The following is a 398-nucleotide window of genomic DNA, read 5'->3' on the forward strand; positions in this document are numbered from 1 at the left end:
GTTTTTAAATCTGCTAATTCAAACAATTCGTCGAATATCTCGCCTTTTAGTTCTGCCGGTTGCTCCAGCAATTCTGCCAGATGCTTCATGCAATACAACCATCGGTCCAAATCAGTCTCCAAGCCGCAGGCAGGTATTTGAATTACGTTTCCATTCACGGTTATTACGGAGGTACATCATCGTCCTATCTTGAAAGTATGATGCGAACAGACCAACCGGCAGACGGCATTTCCGGCACCATTGCCATTCTCGAAAAATCAAGACTTCGCGGCAAAGTCAAAATTGCGTTCGACGAATGGAACCTGCGCGGCTGGCATCATCCGGGCTTTCCGGGTGGCGGCGCGGAAAATCCTCTAATAGCAGAGCGTGACAAAAATGACATCAATTCAACTTATACG

1 protein-coding gene is annotated in these 398 nt (G+C 47.0%); it reads left to right on the forward strand.

The window, feature by feature from the left end; genetic code table 11:
- Positions 1-197: 197 nt before the first annotated feature.
- A partial coding sequence (locus ASC50_RS07525) for a hypothetical protein (RefSeq protein ID WP_226995413.1) occupies positions 198-398 on the forward strand: 201 nt, incomplete at its 3' end.

The organism is Candidatus Symbiothrix dinenymphae, assembly GCF_001431085.1.